At 46.2% G+C, this 25,468-nt stretch carries 26 protein-coding genes and 1 riboswitch; of the genes, 9 read left to right on the plus strand and 17 right to left on the minus strand.

Annotated elements, in window-relative coordinates:
- Positions 1-136: 136 nt before the first annotated feature.
- From QWY16_RS18280 to QWY16_RS18315, 8 genes are all read right to left on the minus strand, one after another.
- Positions 137-898, minus strand: a complete 762-nt coding sequence (locus tag QWY16_RS18280) for a GntR family transcriptional regulator (RefSeq protein WP_367281347.1) — start codon at positions 896-898, stop codon at positions 137-139.
- 156 nt (positions 899-1,054) lie between these two features.
- A complete protein-coding gene (locus QWY16_RS18285; RefSeq protein ID WP_300990664.1) occupies positions 1,055-1,792 on the minus strand; it encodes an SDR family oxidoreductase in 738 nt (245 codons plus the stop codon).
- 319 nt (positions 1,793-2,111) lie between these two features.
- Positions 2,112-2,855, minus strand: a complete 744-nt coding sequence (locus QWY16_RS18290) for an SDR family NAD(P)-dependent oxidoreductase (RefSeq protein WP_300990665.1) — start codon at positions 2,853-2,855, stop codon at positions 2,112-2,114.
- Between the two features lie 137 nt (positions 2,856-2,992).
- Positions 2,993-3,361, minus strand: a complete 369-nt coding sequence (locus QWY16_RS18295) for a GNAT family N-acetyltransferase (RefSeq protein WP_300990666.1) — start codon at positions 3,359-3,361, stop codon at positions 2,993-2,995.
- Positions 3,362-3,405: 44 nt separating this feature from the next.
- Positions 3,406-3,822 (minus strand): hypothetical protein, encoded by a 417-nt coding sequence (locus QWY16_RS18300; RefSeq protein WP_300990667.1) that lies wholly within the window; start codon positions 3,820-3,822, stop codon positions 3,406-3,408.
- Between the two features lie 42 nt (positions 3,823-3,864).
- Positions 3,865-4,062 (minus strand): hypothetical protein, encoded by a 198-nt coding sequence (locus QWY16_RS18305; protein ID WP_300990668.1) that lies wholly within the window; start codon positions 4,060-4,062, stop codon positions 3,865-3,867.
- Positions 4,063-4,423: 361 nt separating this feature from the next.
- Positions 4,424-6,160 (minus strand): aminodeoxychorismate synthase component I, encoded by a 1,737-nt coding sequence (pabB, locus tag QWY16_RS18310; protein ID WP_300990669.1) that lies wholly within the window; start codon positions 6,158-6,160, stop codon positions 4,424-4,426.
- Positions 6,157-6,762 carry an anthranilate synthase component II gene (locus tag QWY16_RS18315; protein WP_300990670.1) on the minus strand — a complete coding sequence of 202 codons (606 nt, stop codon included), beginning with the start codon at positions 6,760-6,762 and terminating at the stop codon, positions 6,157-6,159. The genes pabB and QWY16_RS18315 overlap by 4 nt, the downstream gene beginning before the upstream one ends.
- A gap of 401 nt (positions 6,763-7,163) precedes the next feature.
- Between QWY16_RS18315 and QWY16_RS18320 the strand changes: the two genes are divergently transcribed.
- Positions 7,164-7,307 (plus strand): hypothetical protein, encoded by a 144-nt coding sequence (locus tag QWY16_RS18320; RefSeq protein WP_300990671.1) that lies wholly within the window; start codon positions 7,164-7,166, stop codon positions 7,305-7,307.
- A 37-nt stretch (positions 7,308-7,344) separates the two neighbouring features.
- Here the strand turns inward: QWY16_RS18320 and QWY16_RS18325 are convergent, their stop codons facing one another.
- The gene (locus tag QWY16_RS18325) at positions 7,345-8,154 is read right to left on the minus strand and encodes an IclR family transcriptional regulator (protein WP_300990672.1); all 810 of its coding nucleotides are present in this window, start codon (positions 8,152-8,154) and stop codon (positions 7,345-7,347) included.
- A 198-nt stretch (positions 8,155-8,352) separates the two neighbouring features.
- Here QWY16_RS18325 and QWY16_RS18330 point away from each other — a divergent pair, with 198 nt between their 5' ends.
- The 7 genes from QWY16_RS18330 (at position 8,353) to QWY16_RS18360 (ending at position 14,529) form a co-directional block, all read left to right on the plus strand.
- Positions 8,353-9,120, plus strand: coding sequence for a dioxygenase family protein (locus QWY16_RS18330; RefSeq protein WP_300990673.1), 768 nt, complete (start codon positions 8,353-8,355; stop codon positions 9,118-9,120).
- A gap of 80 nt (positions 9,121-9,200) precedes the next feature.
- A complete protein-coding gene (locus QWY16_RS18335; RefSeq protein ID WP_300990674.1) occupies positions 9,201-10,034 on the plus strand; it encodes an alpha/beta fold hydrolase in 834 nt (277 codons plus the stop codon).
- Positions 10,035-10,085: 51 nt separating this feature from the next.
- The gene (locus tag QWY16_RS18340) at positions 10,086-10,805 is read left to right on the plus strand and encodes a carboxymuconolactone decarboxylase family protein (protein ID WP_300990675.1); all 720 of its coding nucleotides are present in this window, start codon (positions 10,086-10,088) and stop codon (positions 10,803-10,805) included.
- A 20-nt stretch (positions 10,806-10,825) separates the two neighbouring features.
- On the plus strand, positions 10,826-11,512 hold the full coding sequence (locus QWY16_RS18345; RefSeq protein WP_300990676.1) for a CoA transferase subunit A: 687 nt from the start codon (positions 10,826-10,828) through the stop codon (positions 11,510-11,512).
- Complete coding sequence (locus QWY16_RS18350) at positions 11,509-12,153, plus strand: 3-oxoacid CoA-transferase subunit B (RefSeq protein ID WP_300990677.1); 645 nt, start codon at positions 11,509-11,511, stop codon at positions 12,151-12,153. The genes QWY16_RS18345 and QWY16_RS18350 overlap by 4 nt, the downstream gene beginning before the upstream one ends.
- Positions 12,154-12,199: 46 nt before the next feature.
- On the plus strand, positions 12,200-13,339 hold the full coding sequence (locus QWY16_RS18355; protein WP_300990678.1) for a muconate cycloisomerase family protein: 1,140 nt from the start codon (positions 12,200-12,202) through the stop codon (positions 13,337-13,339).
- A complete protein-coding gene (locus tag QWY16_RS18360) occupies positions 13,336-14,529 on the plus strand; it encodes a thiolase family protein (protein WP_300990679.1) in 1,194 nt (397 codons plus the stop codon). Before QWY16_RS18355 ends, QWY16_RS18360 begins: the two co-directional genes overlap by 4 nt.
- A 329-nt stretch (positions 14,530-14,858) precedes the next feature.
- Here QWY16_RS18360 and QWY16_RS18365 read toward each other — a convergent pair whose 3' ends face one another.
- The 7 genes from QWY16_RS18365 to QWY16_RS18395 form a co-directional block, all read right to left on the minus strand.
- A complete protein-coding gene (locus tag QWY16_RS18365; protein ID WP_300990680.1) occupies positions 14,859-15,104 on the minus strand; it encodes a hypothetical protein in 246 nt (81 codons plus the stop codon).
- Positions 15,105-15,150: 46 nt separating this feature from the next.
- Positions 15,151-15,621, minus strand: coding sequence for a flavodoxin domain-containing protein (locus tag QWY16_RS18370; RefSeq protein ID WP_300990681.1), 471 nt, complete (start codon positions 15,619-15,621; stop codon positions 15,151-15,153).
- Complete coding sequence (locus QWY16_RS18375) at positions 15,602-16,648, minus strand: ribonucleotide-diphosphate reductase subunit beta (protein ID WP_300990682.1); 1,047 nt, start codon at positions 16,646-16,648, stop codon at positions 15,602-15,604. The genes QWY16_RS18370 and QWY16_RS18375 overlap by 20 nt, the downstream gene beginning before the upstream one ends.
- 12 nt (positions 16,649-16,660) lie before the next feature.
- Positions 16,661-18,943, minus strand: a complete 2,283-nt coding sequence (locus QWY16_RS18380) for a ribonucleoside-diphosphate reductase subunit alpha (protein WP_300990683.1) — start codon at positions 18,941-18,943, stop codon at positions 16,661-16,663.
- A gap of 1 nt (position 18,944) precedes the next feature.
- On the minus strand, positions 18,945-19,430 hold the full coding sequence (locus QWY16_RS18385) for an acyl-CoA thioesterase (protein ID WP_300990684.1): 486 nt from the start codon (positions 19,428-19,430) through the stop codon (positions 18,945-18,947).
- A gap of 156 nt (positions 19,431-19,586) precedes the next feature.
- Positions 19,587-19,769, minus strand: a riboswitch (cobalamin riboswitch).
- A gap of 196 nt (positions 19,770-19,965) precedes the next feature.
- Positions 19,966-21,237, minus strand: a complete 1,272-nt coding sequence (locus QWY16_RS18390) for an Nramp family divalent metal transporter (RefSeq protein ID WP_300990685.1) — start codon at positions 21,235-21,237, stop codon at positions 19,966-19,968.
- A gap of 292 nt (positions 21,238-21,529) precedes the next feature.
- Positions 21,530-22,357: an undecaprenyl-diphosphate phosphatase gene (locus tag QWY16_RS18395; RefSeq protein ID WP_300990686.1), complete on the minus strand. Its 828-nt coding sequence runs from the start codon at positions 22,355-22,357 to the stop codon at positions 21,530-21,532.
- Positions 22,358-22,765: 408 nt separating this feature from the next.
- Here QWY16_RS18395 and QWY16_RS18400 point away from each other — a divergent pair, with 408 nt between their 5' ends.
- Positions 22,766-24,067: an MFS transporter gene (locus tag QWY16_RS18400; RefSeq protein ID WP_300990687.1), complete on the plus strand. Its 1,302-nt coding sequence runs from the start codon at positions 22,766-22,768 to the stop codon at positions 24,065-24,067.
- A gap of 195 nt (positions 24,068-24,262) precedes the next feature.
- Here QWY16_RS18400 and QWY16_RS18405 read toward each other — a convergent pair whose 3' ends face one another.
- Positions 24,263-25,423: a GNAT family N-acetyltransferase gene (locus QWY16_RS18405; protein WP_300990688.1), complete on the minus strand. Its 1,161-nt coding sequence runs from the start codon at positions 25,421-25,423 to the stop codon at positions 24,263-24,265.
- Between the last annotated feature and the right edge of the window lie 45 nt (positions 25,424-25,468).

Here is a 25,468-nt window from a genome sequence, read left to right on the forward strand (position 1 = left end):
CCACACAGCTGGGTTGGCTTATGACTCTAGAATCTGGGCGCTGAAGTCTGGACAATAAGAAAAGTGGAAGCTAGAAATCTCTACTTTTTAAAAAAGAAAAAAGCAGGCGACAGAGAAACTCTGTCGCCTGCTTGGCTTAATCCATTGTGATATCGTATTTAAACTTATCACTGCGGTATAGGATTTTCGTATGCTCTAATATATTCCCTTCCTTGGCATCGACACAATCACTTTCCACTACAATGAGCGGCACCAGGCTTTTACAGGACAGGAGCTGCTGTTCTTTTGAAGACGGGAAAGTAATGCTTAAAAGAGACTTTCGGCTGGCAAATTCCGTATAGCCAAGCTTTCGATAATAGGCGAACATGGAACCGATTTGACGGCCATCTTCCCCGATGTCCGGAAACATCGCTTCATTGACATATGAACTGTGGATGGCAATCGGCTCGCCGTCAAGCAGCCGCAGACGGGAAATTTTATAAACTGTACCGTTTTCCGGCGCATTTAAAATTCTATAGATCCGTGCGTCAAAACCGATTTTTTCGCAATTGATGTTGCGCGTCTCCAAATTATAGCCTGCTTGTTTCATTTTTTCCGTAAAGCTCGTTTTAGCCGTTAAGTGCAATTGGATTTGCAACGACTCTTCTTTCAAATACCGTCCTTTGCCTTGCTTCGAATAAATATAGCCCCGTTCCTCGAGCTTTAACAAAGCATTTCGAACAGTCATGCGGGGTACCCCATATTTTTCGGCAAGCTCATTTTCCGAAGGCAATTTTTCACCGGATTTAAAAGCTTTAGAGGTGATTTTCTGCATTAAATCATCCAGTATTAATGTTTCTTTATCTTCAGAGATGATAGCTCCTCCTTTTGCTGGCAGCTTTCTTTTACTAGTTATAATACCATTGCTATCGCATTATAGGATAAGCCTCTTTTTATAGAAGCAATAAATTGATTTCCACCTCGCTCAATAAGCACTTGTTATATTGCAGAAATGAGATTCCCTCTATAAAACTTCACACAAAAAAGGAGGAACCGAAGTCCCTCCTCTAATTGCTTATCCCTGATGGGTCGGCCGGACAATCACTTCGTTGACCGCTACGCCTTCCGGCTGTGAGGCTGCATAATAAACGGCGTTTGCCACATCTTCACTCGTCAGTGAAGGAATATTCGGATCTTCGAATCTCGGCTTGATGTCGGGGTCGGTAATAAAAGACGCCAGCTCTGTCTGAACGACTCCCGGTGAAATGCTGGTAGTCTTGATATTGGTTTGTGCCAGTTCTTTGCTCAAGCCTTCCATAAAGATGCGGGCTGCGAATTTCGTACCGCAATAAACTGTTCCAGAAGGAAATACCCCGTGTCCTGCAACAGAAGCGGTGGTGATAATATGGCCGCTGTTGCGCTCCTGCATATGCGGCAGGACAGCCGCGATGCCGTACAGCACGCCTTTTACATTCACATCAACCATGCGGTCCCATTCATCTATTTTCAGCTTGTCCATGAACGACAAGGGCATGAGCCCCGCGTTGTTGAACATGACGTCGATTTGCCCGAATGTATCGATTGCAAATTCCGCCAGTTCCTCAACTTCCTGGTAGGAAGTAACGTCCGTCACTTTAATTACCGCTTCACCGCCTTCTAGCTCAATCGCTTCTTTCAGCTTCTGAAGCCGGTTTTCGCGCCTTGCAGCGAGCACGACTTTACTGCCTTCGCGTGCAAACTTTTTTGCTGTAGCTTCACCGATTCCACTTGAAGCACCTGTAATGACAATGACTTTTCCTTTAACAGTAGACATAGGTTTCCTCCTTCATAAGTACCCAGCGATTTTGCAGTTCTATCCCGTCTTAACAGCCAACAAGGATAAAGAAAGTCTTCATTAAGTAAATTTTTCACTTTGTTCTGTAGCCGCATATTTTCCCTTTGTTCAGCATCTTTTCAGGATTGTCTGGCAGTAGTTTAAGTTCTATATTGTTTCCTTCGCCGCACACTTTCTATTTTCCTGCTTTGTTCAATCTTCTGCCGGCATGCGGGCTTTATCTCAAGGAAGAAACCATAAAAAAGCAAACAGCTGAATTCCAGCCGTCTGCTTTTTAAAAATTAGATTCACTTTGCAATTATTGTGCTGTATATCCACCGTCAACCATTACCGTGCTGCCTGTTACAAAATCATTTTCACACAGGAAGATGATCGCATGCGCCACTTCTTCCGGGCGCCCTAAGCGTCCAATCGGATGTTTCGCTACTGCTTTGGCATAAAGTTCGGGTTTTAAGGTATTTCGATTTGACATCCCCGTCTCAATATAGCCAGGGCTTACCGCATTTACGCGAATGTTTTTGTCTGCATATTTGAGGGCCAACGATTTTGTCATTAAATTGACGGCGCCTTTAGAAGCGGTAACCGCAAAAGCATTCGCTTCTCCCACGCTTCCCAATATGGATGCCGTATTGACAATGACACCGCCTCCGGTTTTCAGCATTTCGCGGATGGCGTGTTTTGATCCAAAAAAGACCCCGTCTTGATTGACCGAAATTACTTTCCGGTAATCTTCGTAAGAAAGCTCATGCGTTTCACTGAGTGCGCGAACTCCTGCATTATTGACCATAATATCAATCCGGCCAAACTGTTTGACAGTTTCTGCTACAAGGTTGGCAACGGAATCTTCTTGGGAAGCGTCGAATTCAATAAATACAACCTCTGCTCCAGTGCCTTTAAATTGCTTGGCAGCCGCTTCTCCGCCTTCCACATTAATGTCAGCGACGACTACTTTAGCTCCTTTGTCCAGCAGCGCTTTAGCAGCAGCTAAGCCGATGCCTGATGCAGCGCCAGTGACCACTGCCACTTTCCCTGTCAATTCCATTTAAATTGCCTCCTTGTATTGGATATACTTCTCCAAACAATTATAGCAATTGATATCAGAAAATTCTAATATCTTAATCATTAATATATAAAAGGATTTCCAGTTTGTTCCCTATAGAAAATCCTGTTTCCGCAATTTCATCCAATCAATTTAGTTTGCACCTTTTCTAAGCAATGGTTAAGCAAAGCTTCTGTTTCTTTTGTGCTGCGCATTTCCCGGTCCTGCATCAGCACCTGTATTTTCTCAATCATTTTCCGGCCTAGCCCTTCGCCTCGGAATGACGGAAGCACTGAAATATGATGGACTGTGAAATAAGTATCGGCCACTTCCACTCCGATCAGTCCTATATAGTCTTCCTCATTTTTCAGCAAGTACAATTGCCAATCCGGATCTTCCGCATAACGTGTGATGGTCTGGCATAAACTTTTCAGGTTTCTCTCTTGTGGCATGAAGGACAATAAACCCATCGCAATCTTTTGGCATGATTTCTTGTATCTGACTAACATAAGCCCATCCTCGCTTCATTCTTATTTCTTGTCCGTGTTATTTTTCAATTCATATAAACTTTCCCATCCAGTTGCTCAATGACTTCCAATGCCGCTGAAAGGCGCTCCGCAAAATCCTCAGGGCGCTCTTTCGATTCCAGGTGCACACAGACAATATTCGGATTTGATATCAAACGCTGTTGAAAGTCTGTCGGCAATGGAATCGGGTACTCTCTAAAATTGAAGGAGAAGCATGGAAATTCTTCAGGCAGCAGGTAGATTTCCGCTTTGTTGTGGGCTGTGCCATCTTCTTTTAGATTAGTAAAAGAAATATCCAAATCCAAGGTGCAGCTGAAGAATGAAGTATTAGCATGAATCACCAGTGTTCTCTTCTTATTGACGATACATCCCCCATGCTGCAGCTCGACTTCCGATTTCATCAGCATGCCCACTTTTTCCGCCACTTGTTCCAATCGCTCCATCTTAATTCTCCCCTTCCGTCTTTATTTAATGCTGCTTCGTTTTTAACCGAATAAAGTCGTTTGAACAGATACACAATGAGAACAATCTTTGTAATTTTTCTCTTGTATAAGCTGCTTTACGTAATTGGGGCAGTTCGTAAATTCCCTGCTTGTAATCGGCGTGCCTACAAAACCACAGCGATCCCCCGCAAACTTTTGCTGATGAATGCTTTTTTTGTTGTGATCAATAAAATACTTCATTCATTCCGCTCCTTTTACCGGTTAAAACATACAAAAAACGCCGAAAAGAATGGTTCAATTCTTTTCGGCGTTGTTTTCAGCTCTATCGTCTGAAACATCCAACCATGTGTATTTAATTTTTTTATAAATAAGCGCACAGCTTTTAAGTTTTATTCAGCCCAGAAACGCTAGTGTTTTCTGATTACTTACATCCTACAGCGCGCTCGTGTAAATGTAAAATCTTTTGGCCTACTTCATTCTCCCAAATTTAACATATTGATAAAAAAATGATTTCCGGAAATGCAGATACTTTATTATACCCGCCTCTATTTTGGGCTAAACCAATGAGCAGAAATGCAGGCAGCCAACGCAAACTTTTTTTTCAATGAATTTCAACCCTCAGCCAGCCTCTGACACTATTGATAAACCACACTGCTTCGAAATCCCGTAAATCTTTTTTATGAATTACTTTTTCTTCGATTTCCTCCCGGTCCAGCAAATATTGCCGGAATGTTCCCGGTAATAAGCCACAGCTTACTGGAGGCGTAAAGAACTTCCCTGCTTTTTCAAACACTGCATTGCCGATTGTAAATTCGGTCAGCTCTTCTTTTTCATTCCATAATAATACTGAAAAAATATGATTTCCACTACTTTTTTGCTCATCGTACATTTTTCTATAAGTGGTTTTATGGAATAGGAAAGGATTCGTGCTGTTTATCGGAGAAGCCGCCAGCACACAGTTGACCGGTTCCTCTATTGGCGCCGTTTCTTGGGCTTCTCCGGAAACAGTCCCTGCTTTATCCATCAACAGCCTTACTTTAAAAATGCCCTTCGGATGCTCTTTCGCTAAACTCTCCAGCGCTCGCTCGACTTGGCCGCTATTTCCCGGGAAATTAAAATAATGGGAAGAATCCTTCAGCCGATTTAAATGATAAGACAGCAGCGGATACTTTCCATCTTCCAGTTTTAGTGACTCCAACAGATCAAAATCTGGCCGCCTTGCTGTCAGCACTTGCGCTTTTGTATACAGTTCCTGATACTCGCCTTCCGAAGTCGAGTCCCATGTTATGCCTCCGCCAACTCCGTAATGGGCGGTTTTCTCTTCTGCATCAACGATGACTGTTCGGATAGGAACATTGAAGACCGCATTTTTTTCAGGCGTGATAAAGCCGATTGCCCCGCAATACACTTCTCGAGGGGAATGCTCGAGTGCTGCGATTGTTTTCATGGTGCTGATTTTTGGAGCTCCGGTGATGGAACCACATGGAAATAATGCCTGGAACCAGGCCAGCACTGTTGCCTCAGAATCCAGTTCCGCTTCCACAGTTGATGTCAGCTGAAGAACTGTCGGATACGTCTCCACCTCGAACAGTTTTGCAGCAGTGACGGTTCCCGGTTTGGCCAGTCGGCTGAGGTCATTGCGAAGCAAATCGACGATCATTAGATTTTCTGCCCGTTCTTTTTCAGAAGCCAGCAGCCGGTCCGTGTTTGCTTCATCCTCTGATGTATTCCGGCCTCTTGGCGCTGTGCCTTTCATCGGTTTGGTCGTCAGTTTTCCATCTTTCACCCGGAAGAACAATTCAGGGGAAGCGGAAAGGATCCGGTACTTGCCCAAGTTCAAATAAGCGCTGTAGCCGGCTTGCTGATTTCTCGCTAATTGGCGATAAAACGACCGGTCGCTTCCGGTAAAGTTTGCATGGAGCCTGTCGGTATAATTCACTTGATACGTATGTCCTTCTTCAATGGCGTCTTTAATCCGCTCTATGCCGTTTTTGTACTGCTCTATTGAACTGGCGATTTTCCAGTCCGACACTTGGTACGGCTCTTCTTGAAGCTCTTGTTCAGGAGAAACAGGCTGCTCAAAAATACCGAACCAGACAAGCGGCATTTTTGCTCCTGCCTGTACCTTCATTTCCGGGTGAAACGCAGGTGCTGCTTCGTAAGCTACATAACCGGCTGCATAAAAGCCTTCTTGGACAGCCTGTTCCACACTTTCCATGATTGCGGACACTTCTTCTATCTTGACTGTCTCCAGCACTTTTATCGGATTTTGGAATGCAATCGGCTCAACTTTGCCGCTGTCATTTTGAAACTCAAACATTAGGTAAGGGTTTGTCATTGCGCCATCCTCCTTGCCTGTTTGCTCTTCCATGCCCGTGCATCTTCATAGCAATTTTTCAGCATCTGAAATCCATCGGTTGTTAAAATCGATTCCGGATGAAATTGGATCCCGGTTACCGGCAGTATTTTATGCTGTACCCCCATAACTACACCGTCTTCTGTTTCAGCAGTGACCTGAAGGCAATCCGGCATTGCCGCTTTATCCGCAATCAAGGAATGATAGCGCGTCACGTTTGCCGGAGAAGCAATTCCCTCAAATATACCTTTGCCGTTATGCGCCATTAATGAAACTTTTCCATGCATCGGCTGTTTTCCTTTGATGATGCGGCCGCCAAAATGTTCAACAATGGTCTGATGGCCGAGGCAAACACCTAAAATCGGAAAATCACAGCTGAGCGAAAGCAGAATTTCCTTGGTTGCCCCTGACTGTACAGGACGGCCCGGTCCTGGTGACAAGACAATCAAATCAGGAGATAGTCCTTTTACTTCTTGGGCCGTGATTTGTTCATTTTGAAAGACAGCAACGTCAGAATCGAACTGTTCCAGGTAATGGACCAGATTATAAGTAAACGAATCTTGGTTATCGATGATGACGATCATAGGTGCACCTCTTTATTCGAAATCTATTAGTTGGTTTTTATTATACTTGGTTGCGCTGCAGCTGTGTGATTTACGCAATAAAAACCGCATCTCTCCTGCTGATTTTCTGCAAAATAAGCCCAGCCATACCATGGCTGGGCTTTGAGCTTGTAGACAAAAGAATATACGTTCAACCAAGTGAATAACTATCAAAAACAAGGTTCTCTCCTCGGTTCCTGCGCTTCAACCGGACGCTTTCCGCGGGCTCGCGCCGCAGGAGACGCCGGTTTCCGCTGCGGAACCTGAAGTGAAGTGAAAACCGGATACCGCTTCTCCTCACTCGCTTGAAAAGCAGCATCCTGGCTGGAAGGGATTCCTTGAAGTAACGCGACACCCCCAACCGATCCGGCCACGAGACTCCTGTGGGACCAGCACGAGCCGAAGACCCTGGACTGAGCGAAGCGAAGGAAGCGGCTGAGGCCGTGCCCACGGAAAGCGAAGTGGCCGGACCGGTTGGGGTTAATACCGTCTTATTCATTTCAAGCAACTTTATCTACAGTTTGTAAGCCCAGCCATACCATGGCTGGGCTTATTTTATTTTAATTAGTGTTCATAAGACGAGCTATTAGCCGCTGCAAGCGCTTGGCCGATTTGTTCCGCTGCTTCTTGCAGCAGCGGAAGGAATTCTTCGCGCAATACGTCTTCACTGATGCGGCCGGCATGCACGGAACAGTTCATGGCGGCGATGACTTTTCCGTGTGCGTTCCGGATTGGCACCGCGATGGAACGCAGCCCTTCTTCAAACTGCTGATCTACACCGCCCCAATTTTTCTGACGCACTTCTTCCAGTACTTTAAGGAGCTCTTCCTTATCTGTGATGGTTTTGTCGGTGTATTTTTCGAAGTCCATTTTTTCCAGATAAGCTTCCAGCTCTTTCTGCGGCAAATTGGCGAGAAGTACATGCCCCATTGAGGTCGCATAAGCTGGAAGCCGCGAGCCGACGCCCAGGTTGATTGACATGATGCGTTTCGTTGATACACGGGCTACGTATAGGATATGCATGTCGTCCAATATCGAAATGGAACACGATTCCCCTGTCTGATCTACAAAGTTCTTCAGAAAAGGATGCGCAATGCTCCAGCTGTTATTGGAAGACAAGTAGGCATATCCCAATGATAAAGTCCGGGCAGTTAATGAATAGCTTCCATTTTTCGATTCCGCAAAGCCTAAAGCTTCAAGCGTCAATAGGATTCTCCGGGCTGCAGGTCTGCTAAGCCCTGTTTTTTTGGCTGCATCGCTGACCGTCATCGAAGAATTGTGCTGGGAAAAAGCTTGTATGACTTGCAGTCCCCGCTCCAGCGACTGAATGTGGTCACCCGATTTTTTAAAATTGTCTAACTCTTTTGTTGACAATTGCTTTACCTCCTGTGTAAGATGAAATTGTACGAATAACGAATTATTGTACGTATATCGTACAATAATCTTATTGGCATTGCAAACGTTTTGCCCTTTCTGTTTTTTTATGATTCATGAATGCGTTTACATTACTTGATTTCAAAATGAATAAAAACCAACCTTGCATTACCATACTATCTATTAGGGGGAATCCGCATGACAGAAAAAGCAGTGAAAAACGAACGTGTACTATCAGCCTATGAAGGCTTTGTGAAACACCTTAAAAACTTTTTGGATGAGCAGCAATTCAATCACGAAGAGTACACAAACTTTGTAAAATGGGCTGACCGCCTTGGACGCAGCGGAGAAATCCCTTTGTTCTTGGACGTATTTGTAGAAACCCATGTACTGGAAGCGAAATACAAAAATTCTCCAGGTACTGAACCTTCTCTTCTTGGGCCATATTACGTAGAAAACCCACCAATGCTTGAAGAAGCACCATTCGTTATACCGCAGCGCGAAAACGAACCAGGTGATAAGCTGGTATTCTTCGGAAATGTCAGTTCCGTAACTGGACCTCTTAAGAACACGAAAGTGGAATGGTGGCAGGACGATGCAGATGGCTTGTATTCAAACTTTGATTCAACTGCACCGGACTTCAACCTCCGCGGCCAGTTCCATACAGATGAAAACGGCGATTTCGAAGTGCATTCAATCGTGCCGATCCCTTACCAGATCCCGACTAGCGGGCCGACTGGCGAGTTTACTTTCGCAGCCGGGTACCATGCTTACCGTCCTGCACATATCCATATCAAATTTGAACACGAAGGCCATGAAACATTGATCACACAAGTATTCTTCGAAGGTGACGAATGGCTGGAAACAGATGTTGCCGGCGGCGTGCGTTCTACTTTGCTGACAAAATTGATCGATAAAGGCGACCACAAGGAAGCATCTCTGAACTTTGTCATGAGAACTGAATAAGTAATAATCCTATGGCTGTCGAGGAAATCTTGGCAGCTTCTTCTTATGGTACTGCTAATTTTTGAATTGGGGTGGAATAGATGGAATTGTATAAAGTGAACGTCAATGGAAATGATATTCAAGTAGCTGATTATCCAGGAGAAAAAGGTCCGATCATCGCGATTCACGGACTGACTGGCACTCATAAAAACATGCATTATTACGCGGAAAAGCTGAAAGGCGAATACCGTTTTATCGCTGTGGACCTTCGGGGGCGCGGAAACAGTGCGGAAACCGATCCCGATACTTCCATTTTCAAACATGCAGAAGATATACTCGGACTGATTAAAGAACTCAAGCTCGAAAACCCGATTTTGCTGGGCTATTCGATGGGCGGATTCATCTCCGCAATTGTCGCAAGCCGCTTGAAATCCATAAAAGCACTGATTTTATTGGACGGAGCCGCTAAGACTTCAGAACACCAGCGCGGCATTATCCAGCCTTCTCTTGGCCGCATCAGCCGCCATTTCGACTCTAAGGAACATTATGCAGAAGAAATCAGGAAAATCTATGCGAACCTCGGAATTGAATGGACGGATGTTTTGCAGGAAACGGCTGAATACGAAGTCGGACCAGCCGGCGACCATTGGGAAAACAAAGCCGATGAGTCACGGATTGTCGCTGATTTCGAAAGCTTCTATACATTTGATCCGGCACAGATCGGCAAGGATATTGAGTGCCCGACATTGCTTGTATATGCCGAAGGGAACATCGGCTCCATGCCGCCACTGTTCTATTTGGACGATTACAAAGAAACGCAAGATTCAATCAATCAAATCAAAACAGTCGTTTCTGATTGCAATCATTACACGATGGTATTTGAACAACGGGATGATATTCAAAAAGAGATGGATGCTTTTCTGAATAAAATCTAAACACTGCTGCACATCCAGCAAACTTAAATAATTTTTTCTAGGAGTGAAATTATGAGCAAAGCATTAGAATATTTCAAAGAAGTTTATGACGTCGTTCCGGGCTGGGTGCAGAAAATGCACGATTACAGCCCTGAAGTCCTGGATAAATATACGGGCATCCGCGGAGAAATCATGCAGGACGGTTCGTTGTCACGCAAAGAAAAAGACGCGTTGATCGCCAGCATGAATGCTGCCCGCCTGTACTCACGAAGCATGATGTTCCATACGAAAGGCGCCATCGATTTCGGCTATTCCGTACCCGAATTGATTGAATTTTTCCTTACCGCTTACCTTTATAAAGGCGAGGCGGCACTGAAAAAAGCGTTTGAAGCAGTTCCGTATGCTTTGGAATTGAGCGGCAAAACCATCGTTCTTCCGGAAGTGACTCCTGAAACGGCTGACGATCTGCTCGGCACCATGATCGGCTGGCTGACAGAAGAAGACACTTCATACCTTGAACAAGTCGCGGCTGCAATCAAGCAAGGAGACACAGAAAAAATATCTTCTGTGATTCTGTCAGATGGCAGAATTTCTGCGCGGCTGAAGCATTTGAATATGGCCGGCAACTTCATTGTCGAACTTGACGGCAGCGGTGCCGCACCGTGGATGGAAAAAGCACGCAGCGCGGGAGCTTCAGAAGCCGACTTGGCGGATATCGGCTATATCTGCATCTTGACTGCCGGCATTCCAGCTTGGTTTGAACTGAGTGATTCATTAAAAACTGTGAAATAAACACAGAACGGAGGAACACGATGTCAAAAATACTGCATGACATACAAGAAGCATTATCATATGTAAAAACAGGAGACACAGTTCTGGTCGGAGGATTCGGATTGATCGGTGCTCCCCTTACTTTAATAGATGGTTTAACTGAAAAAGATGTCAAAGATTTGACGATTGTCAGCAATAACCTCGGTGAGTCCGGAAAAGGGCTCGGAATTTTATTGAACCAAAACAAAATCAAAAAAGGCATCGGTTCTTATTTTACCAGCAACCGTGATGTCGGCGACAAATACCAAAAAGGCGAAATCGAACTTGAGCTTCTGCCGCAAGGCACCTTGGCGGAATCTTTGCGCGCAGGCGGCGCCGGAATTGGCGGATATTATACGACAACAGGTGTCGGTACAGACCTCGCTAAAGGTAAAGAAGAACGTGAAATTGATGGAGTGAAGTATATTCTGGAAAAAGCGATCCGTGCGGACGTCGCTTTGATCCGTGCCCATAAGGCGGATACACTGGGGAATTTAGTTTACTACAAAACTGCACGAAACTTTAATCCGCTGATGGCGACCGCTGCCAAAACCGTCATTGTTGAAGTGGATGAAATCGTCGAGCCGGGTGAGTTGAATCCGGAAGAAGTCGTGACGCCTTTCATCTATATCGACATCATTGTAAAAGCCCAGCAACTTTTAACAAAAGAAGGAGTGGTGAGCGTATGACATCCCAGATGAGCAAATCAGAAACTCAGCATATGATTGCAAAACGCGTTGCCCTTGAATTGAAAGGCCCTTGCACTGTTAACCTTGGAATCGGCATCCCAACACTGGTTGCGGAATACATGACCGAGGACAATATATATCTCCACACGGAAAACGGCCTACTTGGCGTGACAGATGTCGAGGAAGCGGATATTGATCCGAACCTCGTCAATGCCGGTAAATTGCCAGTCGGTGAAGCAGTCGGCGCCTCATTCTTCAACAGTTCGGATTCGTTTGCGATGATCCGCGGCGGACATGTCGATGTCGCGATACTCGGCGCGCTGCAAGTCGATGAAACCGGCGTAATCGCCAACTGGGCGGTTCCCGGCAAGAACATCATGGGCGTCGGCGGTGCGATGGATTTGCTTGTCGGCGCAAAGAAAGTCTTTGTGACGATGAACCATACGTCTAAAGACGGCAGTTCCAAGTTATTGAAAGAATGCACTTATCCGATCACATCAACACGCCAAGTGGATATGATTTTTACGGAACTTGCGGTATTTGAAGTTGCCGGCAATCAATTGAAACTGGTAGATTTGATGCCAGGCGTTACGCTTGAAGACGTAAAAGAGAAAACCGAAGCTTCGTTTATCGCTCTATAACGGCCCTTTTAATGCGGAATCAACTAAAGAAAGTAGGTTTATTTGCATGAAGATACGTTCTTTTGAAGTTTATATATTGGACCTACCGACCATCCGTCCCCATCAGCTGGCGATGCATACCATTACGGTGCAGACGATTGTTCTCGGCCGCGTGACGGATGAAGAAGGCCGTGAAGGCTGGTCAGAAGTGGCAACGATTGGCGGCGCTTCCTACGGTGAATCGACGCCGGAAGCCATCAAAGCGAATATCGACACGTATATCACCCCTTTGATCATCGGACAGGACCCGATTCATTTCGATAAAATAATGGATGATGTGTCAAAACTCGTCCGGGGCAATTATTTCGCCAAAACCGTTGTGGAAAATGCCATTATCGATTTGGCGGCGAAAGCGAAAGGCATTCCCGCTTTCGAATTGTTCGGCGGCCAGATCCATAAATCATTGCCGATTGCCTGGACATTGGCCAGCGGCAATACGGAAAAAGATATCGAAGAAGCGCAAGAACTTCTTCAGCAGAAACGCCATAATATCTTCAAATTGAAAATCGGCAAAGGCGATCCTTTCAAGAACGTCGAACATGTCCGCAAAATCAAAGAAGCACTCGGCGATGCCGCGCGCCTGACAGTCGACGTCAATCAGGCATGGGATGAAGATACTGCGAACTATTGCATCGCGGCGCTTGAAGCTGGCGGTGTATCGATGGTCGAACAGCCGCTGCAAGCCTGGGATTTTGAGGGCATGGCCAGGCTGACAGCCAAATTCAACGTGCCGATTATGGCAGATGAAGCGGCGACAAGCATCCAGGATGTCTTCCGGATCGCTAAAACTCGCGCCGGCAACTCAATCGCTTTGAAACCATGCAAGCATGGCGGCATGACGCAGACGAAAAAAGTAGTCGGCATTGCAGAAGCGGCGGGCCTCGGTTTATACGGCGGCACCATGATTGAGTCAAGCCTCGGGACAGCAGCATGTGCCCAGCTCTACTCAACGATTTCCGATATGAAATTCGGCACCGAAATTTTTGGTCCCCTGCTATTCAAAGACAATGTCACAGTCAATGAAATCAAATTCGAGAATTTTGAAGTAGTTGTTCCGGACGGCCCAGGGTTTGGCATGGAAATTGATAAGGAAAAAGTAAAACATTACGCTAGAGAATTTTCCGGAAAACAGGAGATGATGAATTGAAAAATGTAGTAATCGTAGATTCTGTCAGAACTGCCATTGGAAAACTGGGCGGCACAATTGGCAATGAAACCGTCGATTTGATCGGCGCCCACGTGATTGAAGAATTGCTCCGCCGTACCGAGCTGGATCCCGCTTCTGTAGAAGAAGTGATCATGGGGCAGGCGAAGCAAAGTGCGGATGTCTCAAACATGGCGCGCGTTGCCTTGCTTCGCGCAGGAATTCCGGTTGAAGTGCCGGGCTATACCTTGCACCGCCAATGCGGTTCAGGCGTTCAGGCAGTCAATTCCGCTGCCCAGCAAATCCAGACCGGCCTGAGCGATATCATCATTGCAGGCGGCGCTGAGTCAATGAGTACTGCGCCATATTACGTCAACAATGTCCGCTTCGGCACAAAGTCGGGCGATGTGTTATTGAAAGACCCGAATACGGCGAGCCAACCCGGTTCGCAGCCGGTGGAAACATACGGCGATTTGAATATGGGCATCACTGCTGAAAATGTCGCTGAGAGATACAGCATTTCGCGTGAAGAACAAGATGAATTTGCGCTGGAAAGCCAGGAACGGGCAGCGAATGCCATTGAAAAAGGCTTGTTCGATTCCCAAATCGTCCCTTATCCGGTGAAAACGCGCAAAGGTGTGATTGAGTTTAAAACGGACGAGCACCCGCGCCAGACTTCTTTGGAAAAACTGGCGGCGCTGAAGCCGGTCTTTAAAGAAGGCGGAACGGTAACGGCTGGCAACGCCAGTGGTCGCAACGACGGGGCTGCCGCTTTACTGGTTATGTCTGAAGACGAAGCGTTGAAACGCGGCTACCAGCCGAAAGCACGTGTTATTGCACAAGCTGCGGTCGGCTGTTCCCCGGAAATCATGGGAATGGGTCCTGTCCATGCAACATTCAAAGCGCTGAAGCAAGTCGATTTGAAGATTGAAGACATCGACATCATTGAACTGAACGAAGCGTTTGCTTCCCAGTCAGTCGCTTGCATCAATGAACTTGGTGCGGACCGCAGCCGGGTGAACCCGAACGGCGGCGCCATCGCAATGGGCCATCCGATCGGCGCAACAGGCGCAATCCTGTTGACCAAGCTGACACATGAACTGGAGCGCACCGGCAAGAAATACGGTGTCGTGACTCTGTGCATTGCCGGCGGTATGGGCATTGCAGCGGTTGTTGAGAATTTGAGAGTTTAATTTTTTAAGATTGAAGCGCAGGATCTGCTGATTGACAGTGGATCCTGTTTTTTATTGGAAGGGTTTCTGCTGTATCAGAAAAAGTGAAAAAGAGGAAAAGAAATTGTTGAAACGCAAGTAAATCCTTGTTTTCCGCAAGTTAAAAACATTTATTGCAAGTAATGCTTTCTTTTCCGCAAGTAAAACTCATTTATCGCAAATAAAGTTCTATATTCAGCAAGTAAATCTTATTCCCCCGCCACTTCTCCACTTTCAAACGGCATTATTCAACAAAAAAGCAGATCGGTTGAAAACAACCGATCTGCTTTAAAACTATTTATTCAACTTCATTAATTGTTCTCGTCATCTTCATCCGGTTCGTTCTCATTTTCATCGGCTTCATTTTCATCCGACTCATTTTCATCCTCATCGGCTTCGTTCTCGTCTGACTCGTTTTCATTTCCTTCATTTTCGTTTTCATTCACTTCGGATTCTGTCTCGTTCTCTGAGTCTCCGCTGTTTCCTCCACATGCCGCTAGCATGCTTGCGGATAAAAAGACTGCTGCACTCAGCTTCCACCATTTATTCACTGTCATCGAAGTACCTCCTCAGTAGTTATCTTCCCCTACTGATTATACCCTTCTATTTGCAGGAAAACCTCGATAGCCTATTGATAACGCTGGCAATCAATTTCTCACAGCGTGCAATATCAGTATTCTGCGGCGCCAATTCGATTTTCAAGGTAGCCGCCAAATCTGTGTGCACATACAGCATGTCCCGGAAACGGTCGACGGCTCCGCAGAACTCTGCGAAAAAGCTGTCGCCGGTTCCGAAAACTGCTGTCACTATGCCTTTACGCTCCAAACTCTCAAACTCTCCAAACAAGCCGCGCATTTCTTTTGGAATCTCGCCGCTGCCCCACGTGTACGTGCCAACAAAAACCGCGTCGTAACGTGAGAGTCCAGAAAGCGGAAAGCTGTTTACTGGCCAAAGTTCCACTTCCAGCTCCTTGGCAGCGCAGATTTCCTGTAAAATCTCCGCCACCGCTTTCGTATTCCCAGTGACAGATGCATAGACGACGGCAATCCGCGGTTCATAATTCGTCAAAGCCATTCGACTGCGACACCTTCGAATATGTCCGGGATTTCTGCTCGAAAAAGTCCGATTTCGTGTCATTCATCATGTCATCGCCGAACACCTGAATCCACGGCATCGGGTTACTTTGTTCTTCGTATAGATTATCAAGTCCAAGCTGGCGCAGGCGTTTATTGGCCAAGTATTCCACGTAGCCTTCGAACTCAACCAGATCCAGCCCCGGGATATCCGCCAGAATATGATGCGCCCATTCCTTTTCCAGCTGCACCGCCTGATCGACCGCATCGTATACATACTGGATATTTTCTTCCGTATTCAACTCTGGATTTTCCGTCAGCATGATGCGGATAAACTGGGAAATGAAATACGCATGCTGCATTTCATCGCGCTGGATATAGCTGATCATCGTGCTGGTCTTGAGCATCTTCTGCTGGCGCGCCAGGTGATAAAAAAAGGCAAAGCCGGCGTAGAAATAAATGCCTTCAAGGTTGATCGAATTGACGCTCAAGCGGAATAAAGTCTGCGGCGTCGGGTTCTGGCGGAACGCTTCGTAAGCATCCAAAATCAATTCATTGCGCTTTCGCACAATCGGATCGCTTTTCGCCTGGTTGAAGCGGGCATTTTGTTCACTGATGGACACAAGTGAACTCAGGATGTACGAATACGATTCATTATGAACCGCTTCCTGCTGGGAAATGACGGCGAAAATCGCCTTGAAGCTGGAATCGGTGACATAGTCCATGACCTGGCTCATCGTCGGTGTCTGCAGGCTGTCGAGCGACGCCAACTGCGTGTTGATGCGCAGAAAGACGTCGCGTTCAACGTCCGTCAAGTGGTCCCATTGCTTGATGTCGTCCTGCATATTGATTTCCTGGGCCTTCCAGAAGTTTGCCAGCAGCGTCTGGTAAAGATCATACATCTGCGGATAGGCAATATCGTTCCAGTTCAAGAGCCCTGACGATTCCCCGTTCAGGATGCCGGTGGATTTATTCGGCTGCTCGGGATTGAGCAGTTTGATCTTCTGTAATGGTGCGTGTATCGACATAATGATTCCTCCTTAGCTTTGGCATGCTTCGCATTCTTCGATTTCGGCTTGGGATGTGCTGCGCACGTAGTACGTCGTCTTCAGGCCTTGCTGCCATGCCTCAAAATGCAGCCCCAGTAATTCTTTCGCTTTGATGGTATGCGGCACATAGAAATTGAAGCTGATTGCCTGGTCGATATGGCGCTGCCGGGCCGCGTTCTGGCGGATGCTCCACTTTTGGTCGAGCACGTGGCGCGAGCGGCGGTAGTAATCGTATGTGTTATGATCCAAGTCCGGTGCCGTTACTTTAAATTTGAAGTTTTTCTTTTCTTCGGCGTATTCAACGGCATACAGCGGGTCGATGCCATCCGTCGAGCCGCCGATTTTTGCAGTTGATGAATTTGGCGCCACTGCCATCATCCAACCGTTGCGGACGCCGTTTTCCGCGATTTCTTTTTGCAGTTCATTCCAGCGTTCGCTGGTGTAATTTTTGCGTTCAAAATATTCACCGGTCTGCCATTCCGATCCGGTAAATTCGCGGTAAGCGCCTTTTTCCTTAGCGAGCTCCATCGAAGAGCGAATCGTATGGTAAGCAATTTCTTCGTACAATTTATCCGCGAACATGACAGCTTCCTCGGTTTCCCAATGGATGCCTTCAAGCGCGAGTAAATGTGCCCATCCGAAAGTTCCTGAACCAACTGCTCTATATTTTTTATTCGTCGCATCGGCCTGACCAACGGAAATCGTGTTCAAGTTGATGACGTTATCGAGCATGCGCATCTGGATCGGAATCAGCCGCTCGAGCACATCCGCTTTCACAGCGCGCGGCAAGTTGATCGACGACAAGTTGCAGACGACAAAATCGCCCGGTTTGCGGATCATCACAAGGTTGCCGTCTTCATCTGTGTATTCTTTCTTGATGGTTGTCGCTGACATATTTTGAGCGATTTCGCTGCACAAATTGCTGCAGTAAATTGACGTAAGCCCTTTGCCGCGCAGGTGCTTGTTCGGGTTCTGGCGATTGACTTCGTCGCGGTAGAACATATACGGCGTGCCGGTTTCAAGCTGCGACACCATGATGCGCGCCATGATGTCCATCGCCCGGTACGTCTTCCTTGGCAATAAAGGATTGGCAAGCGCTTCTTCATATTTCTCCGTGAAATGCTTCACATCGGTTTCGTCATAGAAATCTTCCAACCCAAGCGCCGTCCCCGCCTCGTCTTTCCAGCCCATAATCTGTTTCACCTGATGAGGACAGAATGTATGCCATTCACCGGTGCTGCGGCCGCTGCCGTCGGTTTCCTTCAGTTTTTCCATGAACAGATCCGGAATCGCCACGCCTGTGAAAATATCATGCGCTTTCCGGCGCTCGTCGCCGTTGTTGGTTTTCAAATCCAAGAAGCCGTTCATGATGTCTTTGTGGAACACATCCAGGTAAATCGCTACGGCGCCTTGGCGCTGCCCGAGCTGGTCGACACTGACCGCTGTGTCGTTGACCAAACGGATCCACGGAATGACGCCCGACGAATTGCCTTTGAACTTTTTGATGTCGGATCCGAGCGCCCGCACTTTTCCGTAATAGACGCCGATGCCGCCGCCGTCTTTGCTGAGGCGCGCGATGTCCCAGTTGTTCAAGTAAATGCCGTCAAGCGAATCATCCACCGTATCGATAAAGCAGGACGACAGCTGTCCAAAACTTTTGCCGGCATTGGACAGCGTCGGCGTCGCAACTGTCATATAGAGATTGCTCATTGCCCAGTAAGCTTCTTTCACCAAATCCAGCCGCTTGTTTTTTGGTTCGTTCTGCATCAAAGTCATTGCAATGACCAGAAAACGTTCCTGCGGCAGCTCATACAAATTCCCTTCGTAATCCTTCGCCAAATAGCGGTCTGCCAGTAAAAACAAGCCGATGTAATTAAACAAAAGATCCCGTTCCGCATTGATTTCTTTCCCGAGCACTTCGATTTCTTCTTCCGAATAGCGCTTCAGCAAGTCTCCTGAATAAATACCGATTTCACTAAGAGTTTTCACCAGCCCATAGAAATTTCCGTACTTCAGTTCCGCCTGAAAACCCCGATTTTTCGCAGCTTTTTCGTATAAGTTGTTTAAATAAAGTTCCGCTGCGACGAATGTCCAATCCGGTTCCGCCATGGAGATGCGGTTGAGTGCATAAATCAGGGATTGTTCCCCTTTAACTGGCCACTCCATGCTTTCCACTTTCTCAAGCATATCGGCTGTCTCCAACTTATAGACATCTCTCGCCCGCAATAAAGCTTTCGCGACTGCATCTGTTTTCGAATAAATTATTGAATTCATTTCAAACCAGCTCCTTTGCAAATTCATTAATTTTCATGCGGCGCTGTTTGCGCTCTTGCGCACTTTGGAACAGCTGCTTCTCATTTTCCGTTTCCGGAACTACACCGGGAACCGGCGTCGGTTTTCCATCTTCGCTCACTGCCACCATTGTCAGGATGGCGGTCGTCGTCAACGTTTTCTCTCCTGTTTCAATGTTTTGGCATTCCGCTTTCACATAAACTTCCATCGAAGTCCGCCCAGTGGAAATCACAACCCCTTCCAGAAGCAGCACATTGCCGACCCGTGCGGACGACAGGAAATTCACCGTATCAATTGAGGCAGTCACCACGGCTTTTCCGCTGTGTTTCATGGCCGTAATGGCGGCAATTTCGTCGATATAGCTAAGCACCGTCCCGCCGAAAATCGTTCCCATATGATTGGTATCCGGCGGCAGCACCAATTTAGTCTGAATCGTCCGCGATCTGCTTGCTGTGATTTGCTGTGTCATCTTTCATCCTCCAGTCGGTATTTGGGCAAACAAAAAACCCATCTTCTCGGGCGAGAGGATGGGTTGGATAAACGTAAATAATCAGGCGGAAACAGGCAAAAAGCCGCTGCACCGCGCAGAGTACCTTCGTTATACCTCCCAGCTCCCGGAGAAGGTCATTAACTTATAACGATGGCAGGTCTCCTGGCTCATGCGTCTTCCTACACTATGTCCTTCCCGTCCATTGATTGGACAGTGGATTGCCATAGTTCGTCAGCACTTACAGTTGCGGGTACAGCTCCGGTTTTTCATCGGATTCCCTATTAAGCCTTTTCAGGCACCATTGTTATTGGTTTCACTACATATAGTGTTGTTTTTTATACAATTTACTAAATACTGTATTTATAAACTATAAACCAGATTTTTTCCTTTTACAAGCCTATATTCCAAATCTGAATGGCAAAAAGCCCGTCAGCACCTTTTCCTGCTTTCGGGCCTTCTTAATTACTTTACCGCTATCTATAAAATCTACTCGAGGCAAGATTCTGTTTTTCAGTTAAAACAATTTAAGCAGTTCAATGGCCCCCAAATAAACAAAGACAATGACACATGCTGTTAAAACGGTATTGGTGACCCATCCATTCTTGAATCCTTGGTCCACCCGTTTCGAATTGAGCAGAAGCATTAGGCTGATCGCCAGAAATGGCATGAACAAAGCGCCCAGCGCACCGTATAAGATAACAAGAAGCACCGGTTGGCCGAAAAACAGCAGAACCATCGGCGGAAATGTCAGCCATAAAAGATAAAAACGGTATGCCGGATCTTTCTTAGAAACCGGTTCATCTGACGCCGCACCTTTTTTGCCTACCATTCGGACAAAGTCCGCAAACAGATACGGCACGCCGTTCCACACACCCAATAAAGATGAAAACGCTGCAGACCAGGCACCAATCAAGAACAGCCAGCGGGCAAAAGAACCGAACTGCTCGCTGTATAAACCGGATAACGCTATTAACCCTTCTTCTCCATTAATTTCAATGCCGGTACCGAATAAAAATTCCGCTCCGACGACTAGCAGAGACAAGGTGAAAATTGCGGTAATGATGTACCCGGTAGCGGAATCCACTCTCATCATCGGAATCCAAGCTTTGCCCACCCAATTCTTTTCACGAATCCAATAGCCGTATGACGCCATCGTAATCGTTCCGCCTACCCCGCCGAGCAGCCCTAAAACTAGCAGCAGCGAACTGCCGCCGGTCCGCGGCACAAAACCGCTCACGATATTTCCGATATCCGGCAGAAGAATTACTGCTGAACCGACAACCGTGACAAACATGAGGCCGACCATGAGCGTCATCACTTTTTCAAAAAGTTCATAATGGCCGAACAGCACCAATGCAAGTCCAGCTAAGCCATGAATGACTGCCCAAGCCCATAGGGGCATAATGGGAAACATCGTTACCATCATAATGGCGCTCGTCGACATCGCAGCTGCCCCGTAACTGAATCCCCAAATGATGGAATAGACGCCGAAATAACCCGTTGCCCACTTTCCAAGCGAATGCCAGCCTTCCAGAATGGTCTTTCCTGTGGCCAGCTGCCAGCGTCCCATGCCTTCTGTGAAATAAAACTTGAACAATGAACCGAGCAGAATAGCCCATCCGAGCGTCATGCCAAAAGCCGCCCCAGCGACAAGAGCTGCAATCAAATCGCCGGTTCCCACTCCTGTTGCAGCGGTTACAAATCCCGGCCCGACCATTTTGGCTTTCTCTTTCAACGTACGTGGTATAGCAGGTGCTGATTTTTCAGTGCTTTGAACTGTAGACATTCAAAAACCTCCCTATACGTTATAGTTTTCAGTAAATAAAAAATACCTTAGCTGAAAATACTACTGGTTGGCTTTTTGTAATGAATAGACATTCAGTTGGTTGATTGAATTCATTATAGACAATTATGTGTTTAATTGAAAGAATTTTCAAAAATTTTATATGAAAGGAAAAGCGAGCAGCTTTCTCTCCACAGGAGAGGGCTTCTTCAATTTTTTCGCAATAAAAAACCTAACCTTCTCAAAGAGAAGATTAGGTTTTTTTGAGCCGTAGAGGACTGTTGTCCGTCAGCCCTTACAGAAAGAATATATAAATCAATGCTGCAAGCACCAGGCGGTAAATCGCAAAAGGCACCAATTTGATTTTGTCGATCAACTTCAGGAAAAATTTAACGACGACCAGCGCGACGATGAAGGCACTGACAAAGCCGACCGTAAAGAACGGCAAAGCGTCCATGGTGAAATATTGCCAGTTTTTAATCAGCGACAACCCACTGGCGCCAAGCATGATCGGCACCGCCATGATGAACGTAAAGTCAGCTGCAGAATGGTGGCTCATTCTCAGCAAAACACCTCCGGAAATTGTAGAACCGGAACGCGAGAATCCAGGCCATAGTCCAAGACATTGGAAAAGACCCATACCTAATGCTTGCTTGTATGTCATTTTATCAACCGTTTCAGTATGATGAGGTTTCTTTTTCGTGACAAAATCTGCGATCAACATGAGAATCGCTCCAACAACAAGTCCGATCACAACCGTTTCTACAGAAAACAGATACTCATCTATGTAATCTTCAAATAACAGTCCCAGTACGCCGGCCGGGATTAATCCAACAATCACTTTTGTTAAACTAAGGCGCTGCTTTTTCCCTGCTGTCGCTTTTCTATCCAGTCCAAGCAAATCTTTAAATCGGTCTTTAAAAACGATGACTACCGCTAAAATCGAACCTAATTGAATGACTACTTTAAATGTATTCGCTACCGGCTCTGTGTACAGCTCTTTTGACTGTAGCCAAATGTCATCGACGATGATCATGTGACCCGTTGAAGAAACCGGAGCAAATTCTGTCAGCCCTTCAACAATCCCTAATATCATTGCAACAACTAATTCCCATAACTGCATGTTCTTTTCTCCTTTAAAATCAAATGATTAATGTTGTATATAAACTCTGAAACTAGGCAACCGGTGGAAAATTGCCGAAAAAATATGGAAGCCTCAAAGCTTCCAATCTAGGCCGCTGTGTTCACTCATAATTATTTTAAACGGTTAATCTGTTTAATCATACACTTTTTTAAAGTCATTTACATCGAGCAACTCAAAATGTGCATGTTATAAAAATATTTTAAAGAAGTATATGAACGTTATTTAAAAATATTAAATTTCTGAATCATTTTACTTTATCTTAAATAAAATCAAATACTTTTAATATATTTCAATTATGTTATGATAATAAATTGTGATTTTGATATATTTATGGCTTTCACTTTCAATAAAACGGCCTTATTTAGAGGTTTAAAATGGAGATGCACAATGAAACAACAGACAGGCTACTCTTTTCATTACGGCTGGGTAATCATCGCGCTTGCTGCGCTGTCCCAGTTTTTTTCAGGTCCCGGACAAACCTATTCCAATGCGATTTTCATCGATTACTATATAAGCGAATTCGGCTGGAGCCGTTCAACGGTTACTGCTGTATACTCCTCCGCCACATTAGCAGCAGGGTTTCTGCTGTTTTTTATCGGCCGGCTGATTGACAGAAACGGCTCTAGAAAAATGGCGGTCATTGTTTCGCTGGCACTGGCTGTTGCTTGTTTTTTCAATAGTTTTGTCACCAGTCTTGTCATGCTGTTTATCGGCTTCTTTTTCATCCGGTTGCTCGGCCAGGGGTCCATGGGCCTTATTTCAAGCTCGCTTATTCCTCAATGGTTTGTCAAAAAAAGAGGGCGAGCCATCAGCATTGCAGCAATTGGCGGCTTGGTCAGTTCCGCGGCTTTTCCGTTATTAAATGTTTGGCTAATCGATGCTTTCGGATGGCGCGCTTCGTGGCTGATCCTTGGAGTAATCATCGTCGTCTGCTTTACTCCTCTTGCTTTCTTCCTCATCCAAAACTCTCCGGAAGACATGGGATTGCTGCCGGATAACGGCAGCTCCGCAAAAGGCGGGAAAAATAGCACGCCGATTGTGGAAACCAGTTGGACCGTAAAAGAAGCTTCAAAAACAAAAGCATTCTGGCTGCTTCTCCTCTGCGCTGTAATTCCCGGGATTGTCAATTCCGGCCTGACGTTCCATTTGGTTTCGATTTTCTCTGAAAAATCCCTGTCACTTGAAGCAGCCGCAAGTGTATTAAGTTTAACGGCACTCATTGGTCTTCCGGTCACTTTCCTGACCGGCATTCTCCTCGAAAAGATCAAAGTGCAATATATGCTGGCAGTCGTATTTGCAGGTGAAATTGTGTCGCTGCTGCTGCTGCAAAACACTTCCGCGCTTTCCGCCGCCATTGTCTTCGGCATCATCTGGGGAGTCAGCATGGGGATCGAGCGAATTGTCATGGCAGTTGTATGGCCCAATTACTTCGGCCGCAAGCATATCGGCAGCATCAGCGGTATTTCAGTCGCAATGATTGTTACCGGTTCAGCATTGGGGCCGATGCCGCTTGCTATTGCGTTCGACCAGTTCGGCGGTTATACCGGGATTTTGTGGATAATCATGCTCTTCCCAGTGCTGGGCATGTTCGCTGCTTTAGCGGCGAGCCCACCGGTAAAGCAGACCGGCCAAAAACAGCAGGAAAAATTGAAGATTCCCGAACAAGCTACACCTTTACTTTTGAAGTAAAGGTGTTTTTCACATCAACCCTTAAAAATTGCCGCAACGCAAAGCAGCGATTCAACATATAGTTGACGCATTCAGAACTCCATTTGTTCCGGTCCAATTGACAATTCAGCGAACCCTCTGTGAAACCAGTCGCATGTTGAAAATGCAATTCTTTCAATGTAAGAAAAACCAGGAATTAACCAATTCGAATGGAAGTCAGGATATCGGCGTTTGTTCCACTACCATTTTTCTTTCACACCAAAACCGTTCGATGCCTGGATATTTTTCTCCGAGGCTTGCAATAGTAAAACCATTTTTTCGGTAAAATCCCACTGCATCTTGATCTGTTTCCGCAACCATGACATAGGGTGAATGTTTGTCGAAGACCGCTTGGATCATAGAGCTGCCGATGAGTTTCTCCCTTGCATCCGGCATAATCGCTATGTGTTTGATTTCAATCTGGTTTCCGTCTTGGAATTCTACCCCCAGACAGCTGACAATTTCCCCTTCCAGTTCAAAGCCATATAACTTCCGGTTAGCTGCATCCAAATATTTTACGTATTCGGATTCTATTTTTTCCAGTGAAGTCACATAGCCCAATAATTCCTTTATTTCTTGGGAAATACATGGAGAAACCAGTTCTTTCAAAACCAGCTCATGTTGGTTCCGATTATCGAGCCACGCCAAAAAATCCGCGGCCATTGCATCGGTGAATTGGTGATTCACGCCTTCATATAATTTAAACTGTACATTTTGAAATCCATTTTTTTCCGTAAGGTATTGATAATAATGCATTTGCCCTTCGACTGGAATGGTCTGATCCGCTTTTCCGTGAAGAAGCAGGACGGGCGCAGTAGGTATCTGCTGTTCGAGCGGATCATATTTTTTCCATAACCGCTCTGCCTCCAGTGCTATGCCAGGCCGCCGGTCTCTTTTCCGAAAAACCCTTTCCATCAGCAGGAAAGAGCCGGAACCGTTGATGCTAGCTAAACCGCCGAGCTGCTTATGCCGTGCCATAATACCGGCTGCGATAAAGCCGCCCATCGAATTGCCGGCAACAATTGTTTTCGATGCGAGAATGCCAAGTTCTTGCATGAATTCTTCAAATTCATCAATGCTTTCGAAAATCGTTTTCCAAAAGTATTCTTGCACGGTTTCTTGCCGAAAAGGATTTTCCACTGGATGTCGTGTGTCATGGTATACAAGCTCCGGTACAATGGCCACATATCCTTCTTCAGCTATTTTCCCTGCTAAGTCCAAATAATTTTTAGCGCAAGTGCCCCAGCCGTGATAGAAAATGACAGTCAATCCCGTTCCTTTTCCCGCTGCGGGCTCTGCTATGTAATAGGCAAAGCGCCCTTTGTTGACTTTTTTCATATGACGACTCCTTTCCCCGCTTCTTTCAGCGAAACCTATTGTCCG

The sequence above is a fragment of the Planococcus shenhongbingii genome (assembly GCF_030413635.1).
In the GTDB taxonomy this organism is placed as follows: Bacteria; Bacillota; Bacilli; order Bacillales_A; family Planococcaceae; genus Planococcus; species Planococcus shenhongbingii.

Excerpts from the sequence above, each read along its gene's own strand:
- QWY16_RS18290 (WP_300990665.1), bottom strand. The coding sequence starts at position 2,855 with ATGGAATTGACAGGGAAAGTGGCAGTGGTCACTGGCGCTGCATCAGGC.
- QWY16_RS18355 (WP_300990678.1), top strand. The coding sequence starts at position 12,200 with ATGAAGATACGTTCTTTTGAAGTTTATATATTGGACCTACCGACCATC.
- QWY16_RS18395 (WP_300990686.1), bottom strand. The coding sequence starts at position 22,357 with ATGCAGTTATGGGAATTAGTTGTTGCAATGATATTAGGGATTGTTGAA.
- pabB (WP_300990669.1), bottom strand. The coding sequence starts at position 6,160 with ATGACAAACCCTTACCTAATGTTTGAGTTTCAAAATGACAGCGGCAAA.
- QWY16_RS18345 (WP_300990676.1), top strand. The coding sequence starts at position 10,826 with ATGTCAAAAATACTGCATGACATACAAGAAGCATTATCATATGTAAAA.
- QWY16_RS18390 (WP_300990685.1), bottom strand. The coding sequence starts at position 21,237 with ATGTCTACAGTTCAAAGCACTGAAAAATCAGCACCTGCTATACCACGT.
- QWY16_RS18350 (WP_300990677.1), top strand. The coding sequence starts at position 11,509 with ATGACATCCCAGATGAGCAAATCAGAAACTCAGCATATGATTGCAAAA.
- QWY16_RS18400 (WP_300990687.1), top strand. The coding sequence starts at position 22,766 with ATGAAACAACAGACAGGCTACTCTTTTCATTACGGCTGGGTAATCATC.
- QWY16_RS18295 (WP_300990666.1), bottom strand. The coding sequence starts at position 3,361 with ATGTTAGTCAGATACAAGAAATCATGCCAAAAGATTGCGATGGGTTTA.
- QWY16_RS18365 (WP_300990680.1), bottom strand. The coding sequence starts at position 15,104 with ATGACAGTGAATAAATGGTGGAAGCTGAGTGCAGCAGTCTTTTTATCC.
- QWY16_RS18375 (WP_300990682.1), bottom strand. The coding sequence starts at position 16,648 with ATGTCGATACACGCACCATTACAGAAGATCAAACTGCTCAATCCCGAG.
- QWY16_RS18300 (WP_300990667.1), bottom strand. The coding sequence starts at position 3,822 with ATGGAGCGATTGGAACAAGTGGCGGAAAAAGTGGGCATGCTGATGAAA.
- QWY16_RS18335 (WP_300990674.1), top strand. The coding sequence starts at position 9,201 with ATGGAATTGTATAAAGTGAACGTCAATGGAAATGATATTCAAGTAGCT.
- QWY16_RS18405 (WP_300990688.1), bottom strand. The coding sequence starts at position 25,423 with ATGAAAAAAGTCAACAAAGGGCGCTTTGCCTATTACATAGCAGAGCCC.
- QWY16_RS18385 (WP_300990684.1), bottom strand. The coding sequence starts at position 19,430 with ATGACACAGCAAATCACAGCAAGCAGATCGCGGACGATTCAGACTAAA.
- QWY16_RS18370 (WP_300990681.1), bottom strand. The coding sequence starts at position 15,621 with ATGGCTTTGACGAATTATGAACCGCGGATTGCCGTCGTCTATGCATCT.
- QWY16_RS18380 (WP_300990683.1), bottom strand. The coding sequence starts at position 18,943 with ATGAATTCAATAATTTATTCGAAAACAGATGCAGTCGCGAAAGCTTTA.
- QWY16_RS18330 (WP_300990673.1), top strand. The coding sequence starts at position 8,353 with ATGACAGAAAAAGCAGTGAAAAACGAACGTGTACTATCAGCCTATGAA.
- QWY16_RS18285 (WP_300990664.1), bottom strand. The coding sequence starts at position 1,792 with ATGTCTACTGTTAAAGGAAAAGTCATTGTCATTACAGGTGCTTCAAGT.
- QWY16_RS18305 (WP_300990668.1), bottom strand. The coding sequence starts at position 4,062 with ATGAAGTATTTTATTGATCACAACAAAAAAAGCATTCATCAGCAAAAG.
- QWY16_RS18340 (WP_300990675.1), top strand. The coding sequence starts at position 10,086 with ATGAGCAAAGCATTAGAATATTTCAAAGAAGTTTATGACGTCGTTCCG.
- QWY16_RS18315 (WP_300990670.1), bottom strand. The coding sequence starts at position 6,762 with ATGATCGTCATCATCGATAACCAAGATTCGTTTACTTATAATCTGGTC.